Raw genomic sequence first — 6,360 nt, 5'->3', positions numbered from 1 at the left:
GCGCAGGTGCTGAAGCACCAGCAGTCGATACTACCGCCGTTGAAGGTACGCCCAACCAAGGTACCGAAGCTAGATAACGTCAGTTCGGGATAAGGATATTGGCTTTGCTCCAGCACCGCCCTCGATTAAAATCGGGGCTAGTGTCACAAAGTCCGCCTACGCGGACTGATTAACTAGTCCGCGTAGGCGGACTTTGCATCACAAGCCGAGACTTCCAGTCTCCAGGCATTTCTTATCCCGAACTCACGTTAGATAGTCATATTTTAGACTTTACTAAAAATAGGTAAGCGCGATCGACCGATCGTGCTTACCTATTTTTATTTGGCGACAAATCTATCTTTCGGTCGATCTTGTAGTCTATCTTTAGAGGCTCTAGATTATGGCGGCTTAATCGCTATGATTGGGTGGTAATCAAGATGGAATGTATCGCCAATGACTGAATTAATCAACACAATTAAAACAAAAATCCCAGCAGTTAATTTTAGAATTCTTTCCAGAGCAGTACTAAGTTTATTAGCAGTTGTATTATTGTTCACAAATACTGCATGTAACAACACTGGAGAAATGAAAGCCAAAGTAGATCCTACCCGCGTTGAAAATCCCCAACCTGGCAAAATCACCGAGTTATACAAGCCGATCGCCCCTGCTGAAGGTGGCATGAATAACTATAGCGATGTCGATCCCAGACAGAACACTGCTGAAGCCAAAGCTAAAGCCGATCGACTCATCAACAAAACTGAAGACCTCAAAAAAGGCGATACTAATCCTTTCAAACAACTCGGCAAACAATTAGATGACAAAGGAATTCGCGATCGGGCTGGCGAAACTGCCGACCAATTAAATCGATCGGCGAAAGAAACCGCTGAAGATGTTGCTAAAGGTACCAAAAGAGGCTATCAAAACCTCAAAGAAAACACTAAATCTTTCGCTGATGATGTGAAGTCCGCAGCCGATGACATTGGTGATGAAGCCAAAGCCAAAGCCAACGACCTCAAAAATAATATTCGTAAAGCCAGCTAAGCCACCGAATATTTGCAAAACAAGATGATAATTGAATCTGTTGGAGCTAGAAATTCCCAAAAATGGTCGCTCGCCGTGCCGCCCCGATCGCAGTGTGAAGTGAGCGTCATCGTACCCGTCAAGGATGAAGCCCAGACGCTCGTCCAAACCCTGAGCGCCCTTGCCAATCAGACTTGCCTGAACGGGCAACCGCTCGACCCCCTCAGCTATGAAATCATTGTCTTAGCTAATAACTGCACTGATGAGTCGGCCCAAATCGCCCGTCAGTTTGCCAAACGGCATCCCCGGTTAGCTTTACATGTCGCTGAGGTGACTTTGCCCCCAGAGCGTGCCTATATCGGTTACGTGCGCAAACTGCTGATGGATGAAGCCTATCGCCGCCTGATGAGTTTGGGCAAAAGACAGGGAATTATTGCTTCAACAGATGGGGATACTCAAGTGGCGGCAACCTGGATTGCTGCCACCATTCAGGAGATCGCGGGCGGTGTCGATGCTGTCGGCGGGCGAATTATTACCGATCGCCAGAGTCGTCAAGCCCTGCCGCCACAGGCGAAAACTTGCTTCTTGCAAGAGGTGGGTTATCGATCGCTAGTTGCCGAGATGGAGCATTATCTCGATCCCGATCCTTACGATCCCTTACCGCGTCACTACCAGCACTACGGCGCGAGTCTGGCGGTAACAGCCGAAATGTATGCCAAAGCAGGCGGCATTCCACCCGTCCGCACCCCAGAAGATGAAGCATTTTACCAGTCGCTACTCCGTGTCAATGCCCGCTTCCGCCATAGTCCCTTAGTACAGGTAACTACTTCTGCTAGAGTCTCTGGGCGCTCTCCAGTGGGACTAGCCAATCAATTGCGGAAATGGACGGATATGTCGATCGATAGCACCTTCAAAGTCGAACCAGCCGCTGCGACGATCTCCAGATTTCAATCGCGCCGGAAGCTGCGATGCTTGTGGCAAAAAGTAGCTTATGGTTATGTTTACCCACATGTACCTACTCCAGAAATCGCCCTATTAGCCCACAAATTAGCGGTTAGTAACGATTGGCTGCTGGATGAATTAGTACGACACCCCACCTTTGGCGGACTATTCGAGCAAGTTATCCAGCGTCAACATCACATCTGGCTCAGTCGCTGGCAACCGATCGATATCCAGACAGCCATTATGGATTTACGCCGACACCGAGCTGGCCTCGATCGTCGCCACACTGGTATCGCTAAACGTCGTCCCCACGCGGCGAGTAGGGTCAGCTTAGCTCCCCAGTTAATGCTACCAGATCGGAGTTTTGAACACCATTTACAGCGATCGAATTAGTCGCTAAAAATGCTTGTTCTTGCCGACTATTGAGCGGTATTCACAGGCTCATAAAGAATGAGCGAGATAGTTTTGATTATCTTTGAACCTAGAATTCACATTAAATTACGGATCGATCGTACCCGAGGTCAATATGTTTTTATACAACAAAGTTTCTGCATCTACCATTGAAATTACCGATCTTGACAACCTGTTTAATCCCCTCAGAAATGAGGTCGAAGGACAAACTCAAGAAGGTCAAGAAGAACAAGATCCCGAAGCATTTGCTAAGCAGGATTTAGCATTTGCATCGGGCGAACCCCTGCCGCGTTGCTGGGTAGACCCAGATTATCGCACGAAATAATTGTTGCTTTATCAGCAAGATTTAGCAAAATGAAAATGCACTAAGGTAAGCTCCTCGGTGCGTTTTTAATATGTCCATCTTCCGAAACACCGGATCTGCTCGTATCGATCGGTTATATCAAATCCGCTCTACAAAGACTTTTTTGGCGATCGAAATCCCTTGTGCCCTCACCCCGCCATCGCCTCCGGCTCTGGCTCCCCTTCTCCCAAGCTTGGGAGAGGGGTTGGGGGTGAGGGCGAGGTTAGTGGGTTTTACAAGCCGTATTTGGTATGAGTAACAAGCATACCCAATCCCGATCGAACTCGCTCCAAACAGCAATAATTGTCGCAACTGGTACAGAAAATATTGGTGAGATAGCAAAAAGATCTCGATCGCGGGGAATGCTAAAATTGAGCTTTAGGATCGACTCTATCTAAATGTCAAGACTTGTGAGCAGATCTCCTGTGGAGAAAATAGTACAATCTAGATCTAGATCGCGCAACAATTACTAGGTGTTCGCTATGGAAGAATGGCAAAACGAAATCGCCGCCATGTTGAAAGATGTAACCGTGCTGTTTGATGAGATTGGTCGCGAACTCACGGAATTTGTTGAAGAAGTTACTACTGAGGCTCAGGAAATCCTTACTTTGCAATGGGACGAACTTACAGCCGTGCTGACCGAAATCTGGCAAGACTTAGAATTAGATTTTGAAGAATCCGCATCGATTAACTGGGACATGCCCTTCCCTACCAGACCGATGCCCGATCCAGCAGTTCATCCGGCGTGTGTGGGTTGTATCAACTATAATGGTTCTGTCTACGGTGGCAACCTGCTAGTTTGCGGGATTTATCCTTACGGTTGTAATAGCGATACCTGTACTGACTGGGAAGGTGAAAACGATTTAAACTAGTTAGGCTGACTCAGTTATACTAGCCCTCTATCGTTAATCTGTCGCGGGGTAGATTACCTGTTGTCAAAGTACGATCTTGCTCTGAAAGTCAGAGGTAAGGGCAGTGTTCATCAATAATTAACCGATCTCGATTATCATGACTCAGGCGCATCCAGAATCACTCACCACCCCCAGCGAAATGAAATACGGGGAACGGGAAATTATCAATGGTGAACTGATTACGTTCCCCAATCCCCGGATGGGTAGACGCTACAATGTCGATATTAGTTTGCCAGAGTTTACTTGTAAATGTCCTTTTTCTGGTTATCCTGATTTTGCAACGATCGGCATTATCTATGTACCCGACCAAAAAGTTGTCGAACTCAAGGCATTGAAACTATATATCAATAGTTATCGCGATCGCTATATTTCCCATGAGGAAGTTACCAATCAAATCTTAGATGATTTTGTGGCAATTGCCGATCCGCATCAAATTACGGTGAGAGCTGATTTTTCACCGCGCGGCAATGTACACATGATTGTCGAAGTCAAACATGAAAAATAGATATTCGCGATCGCAATTACCAGCATTAATTAAGCTAAATTCTTAAAATTATTACCTGGATTCAATGCTGCGTAAAGATATTCTGTAGATATTCGCAGGGTGGGCACTGCCCACCATCTAGGTTTCAGTAAAGATATCTTGTAGTGGGACGACACGACTAAAACTGTGGGTAAAAGTCGTCCCAGTAGGGTGGGCAGTGCCCACCAATTAGATTTCAGACGTAGTCTATGTTCTGAAAAATTGCGCTTACCTACTTAGGTCAGGGCAAATATTTATTGGATTGGTAAAGTCTGAAACCTAGATGGTGGGCACTGCCCACCCTACGTTTAACTACTTAGGTCAGGGCAAGTATTTATTGGATTGGTAAAGTCTGAAACCCAGATGGTGGGCACTGCCCACCATACATCTACTTAAATTTAACTGCTGTCTACTATTTTTCGGATTTCTGACAATATTGATTCAAGCCTGTGACGAGATCGCGTTCGGGACTGACAATACTGGTGTATTTTCTCAACCCTTCATTGACCTTAGTAGATTTTTTCTCTTGAATACTCACAATCAGTTGTTTACCAATCTCGTTTGCTCCTTTATACATCGTTAAGAACTGACTTTTATATGTCTTGAGTTGTTCGTTTTCAACATTTACCCCTTCTAAATCTTTGGCGGAACGATCGAAAATTTCGACTAGTTTGGCAATGGTTTGCAGGTCGCCTTTGGTGCCAGATTCGCTAATATTTTTAGTGTCGATTACTGCCTGATTGACAACTTTAATCGTGTTTGCGCACTGAGATATCTTGCTATCGGTGCAGCCTACTGTCATCAAACTAGCGGCGATCGCGACTAGAACGTACCCACGTTGCCGTACTCCAAATTTCATCTACCTTACCTCAACACACATCAAATGTCCTTCATCTTAGCTGATAACCGCCGATCGTTAATCGATGGTACTAAAATTGGTCTTTGCGACCGCGAATGCGAGCAAAGGTTTCGATCGCGTCATGACTGCCGACACTAGCTTGGAGGGCGGCTGTATCCCAACGGAGAAAGGGATTGGTGCGTTTTTCTAAGCCGAGATTGGTGGGTACTGTGGGGATGAGCCGCTCGCGTTCGGCGGTGACACTAACTAAGCGCTGCTGAAGTTCTTGGTTATCAGGGTCGACGGTGACGGCAAATTTGAGGTTGCTCAAGGTGTACTCGTGAGCGCACCAAATCCGGGTATTGTCGGGCAATTGACGCAATTTAGTTATCGAACCGACCATTTGAGCGGGAGTTCCTTCAAATAGTCGTCCACAGCCGCCAGCAAAAATCGTATCGCCACAAAATAGCTCGCCCGGAACATCGTTCTCGACAGACGGGAAATAATAAGCAATGTGGGCGCGGGTATGTCCGGGGATGAAAAATACTTCACCAACTCGCTCGCCAAATTCCACGCGATCGCCATCGACTAGGTGTACTTGTTGTCCGGGGATACGTCCGCGATCTTCGGCACCGCCATAGACGCGCAGATTGGGGTAGGCGGCGATTAATTCTTTATTACCACCGACATGATCGCCATGATGATGGGTATTAAAGATCGCCACTAGTTCGACTTGCTGGCGATGGAGTTCGGCGAGTACTGGTGCTGCTTCGGCAGGATCGACGACTGCGGCAATTTTCTGCTCTCGATCGAGCATCAAGAAGATATAGTTGTCTGAGAGGACGGGAATCTGAATAATTTCCATGAGTAGTAGTGGGGAGTAGAGGGATTTGGCCGTTTGACTGTTGGGCGTTGCTGATTTAAGGTATGATTTGCTCTTCAGTCCCGCCATCGCCTCCGGCTCTGGCTCCCCTCTCCCAAGCTTGGGAGAGGGGTTGGGGGTGAGGGCCAAATCTATGCTTCATACATCAATTCAGCAACGCCATATGATTATTTATTCTATAGACAAGCTCTGTCTAGTCGTCCGCCGAGTAAAAACATTCCATGTATCTAACTCCGCCCCAGATCGACTCAGCAACACATGTCGCAGACGATCGCTCAATCCTTGCACCTGAGTAAAATCTGCCCCCGCAATACTCTCTAAATTTTCCATTTCTACCCCACTCAAATCAGCCGCACGAAAATCTACACCTGCCAAATTTACCCCATTCAATCTGGCATTACGAAGAGATGCACCAGTGAGAAATGCTCGTTGTAAAGTCGCACCACTCAAACGACTATTTTGAAGATTAGCACCAGTCAAATCCGCACCACTGAGATATGCACCCAAAAA

General features: G+C 46.8%; 9 protein-coding genes. 5 read left to right on the top strand and 4 right to left on the bottom strand.

What is annotated here, in order from left to right:
• Positions 1–564: 564 nt before the first annotated feature.
• From RMO52_RS11525 to RMO52_RS11515, 3 genes are all read left to right on the top strand, one after another.
• Entirely contained in the window at positions 565–1,020 is a 456-nt protein-coding gene (locus RMO52_RS11525; RefSeq protein WP_310414191.1) for a hypothetical protein, read from the top strand.
• A gap of 24 nt (positions 1,021–1,044) precedes the next feature.
• Positions 1,045–2,334, top strand: a complete 1,290-nt coding sequence (locus RMO52_RS11520) for a glycosyltransferase family A protein (protein WP_310414188.1) — start codon at positions 1,045–1,047, stop codon at positions 2,332–2,334.
• A 133-nt stretch (positions 2,335–2,467) separates the two neighbouring features.
• Positions 2,468–2,677, top strand: coding sequence for an acetyltransferase (locus RMO52_RS11515; protein WP_309742056.1), 210 nt, complete (start codon positions 2,468–2,470; stop codon positions 2,675–2,677).
• Positions 2,678–2,794: 117 nt separating this feature from the next.
• Here RMO52_RS11515 and RMO52_RS11510 read toward each other — a convergent pair whose 3' ends face one another.
• Positions 2,795–3,037 (bottom strand): hypothetical protein, encoded by a 243-nt coding sequence (locus RMO52_RS11510; protein ID WP_309742057.1) that lies wholly within the window; start codon positions 3,035–3,037, stop codon positions 2,795–2,797.
• Positions 3,038–3,177: 140 nt separating this feature from the next.
• On the opposite strand from RMO52_RS11510, the gene RMO52_RS11505 reads away from it, so the two are divergent.
• Positions 3,178–3,567, top strand: a complete 390-nt coding sequence (locus tag RMO52_RS11505) for a hypothetical protein (protein WP_309742059.1) — start codon at positions 3,178–3,180, stop codon at positions 3,565–3,567.
• 136 nt (positions 3,568–3,703) lie between these two features.
• Positions 3,704–4,111, top strand: coding sequence for a preQ(1) synthase (queF, locus tag RMO52_RS11500; RefSeq protein ID WP_310414184.1), 408 nt, complete (start codon positions 3,704–3,706; stop codon positions 4,109–4,111).
• 430 nt (positions 4,112–4,541) lie between these two features.
• On the opposite strand, the gene RMO52_RS11495 is transcribed toward queF, so the two are convergent.
• The 3 genes from RMO52_RS11495 to RMO52_RS11485 all read right to left on the bottom strand — a co-directional run.
• The gene (locus RMO52_RS11495; protein WP_309742061.1) at positions 4,542–4,988 is read right to left on the bottom strand and encodes a hypothetical protein; all 447 of its coding nucleotides are present in this window, start codon (positions 4,986–4,988) and stop codon (positions 4,542–4,544) included.
• 70 nt (positions 4,989–5,058) lie between these two features.
• The gene (gloB, locus tag RMO52_RS11490; RefSeq protein ID WP_310414180.1) at positions 5,059–5,832 is read right to left on the bottom strand and encodes a hydroxyacylglutathione hydrolase; all 774 of its coding nucleotides are present in this window, start codon (positions 5,830–5,832) and stop codon (positions 5,059–5,061) included.
• Between the two features lie 189 nt (positions 5,833–6,021).
• Positions 6,022–6,360, bottom strand: a 339-nt coding sequence (locus tag RMO52_RS11485) for a pentapeptide repeat-containing protein (RefSeq protein ID WP_310414177.1), incomplete at its 5' end; no start/stop codon positions are given.

The sequence above is a fragment of the Chamaesiphon sp. OTE_8_metabat_110 genome (assembly GCF_031382685.1).
In the GTDB taxonomy this organism is placed as follows: domain Bacteria; phylum Cyanobacteriota; class Cyanobacteriia; order Cyanobacteriales; family Chamaesiphonaceae; genus Chamaesiphon.
The sequence above is the reverse complement of the archived record's forward strand: the minus strand, read 5'-3'. Positions and strand labels throughout refer to the sequence as shown.